This is a genomic window from Burkholderia sp. Ac-20344, assembly GCF_017104975.1.
Classification (GTDB): domain Bacteria; phylum Pseudomonadota; class Gammaproteobacteria; order Burkholderiales; family Burkholderiaceae; genus Burkholderia.
Genome location: NZ_JAAGPP010000412.1, coordinates 1 through 337 on the forward strand (window position 1 = coordinate 1; position 337 = coordinate 337).

Sequence of the window (337 nt, forward strand, 5' to 3'; positions counted from 1 at the left end):
GGGACGTGTCAGGAATTTCGTGTGCTGAGGTCGGTTAAAGAATCTCAGCTGATGGCGGCGGTGAATCGCTCGCCGAACAGAATGGCGAACTGATTGACTGCTTGTCGCCAGGTGATAGGCGGCATCTTCCAATCCTTTTCGATGTTGCGCAAGGCCAGAAACAGCAGTTTGCTGGCGGCTTCGTCGCTCGGGAAGTGGCCGCGATTCTTGACGATCTTGCGCAACTGCATGTGCATGCTCTCGATGGCGTTGGTCGTATATACGATTCGACGCACCTCGGGCGGATAGGCGAAGAAGGGAATCACCTGTTCCCATTGGCGCTGCCACATGGCCGCGA

The 337-nt window shown here is 56.4% G+C and carries 1 protein-coding gene; it reads right to left on the reverse strand.

Features of this window, described 5'->3' with window-relative positions; all coding sequences use genetic code 11:
- Nucleotides 1-44 precede the first annotated feature (44 nt).
- The coding region (locus G3N64_RS39465; RefSeq protein ID WP_143283482.1) for a transposase at nt 45-337 on the reverse strand (293 nt) is incomplete at its 5' end.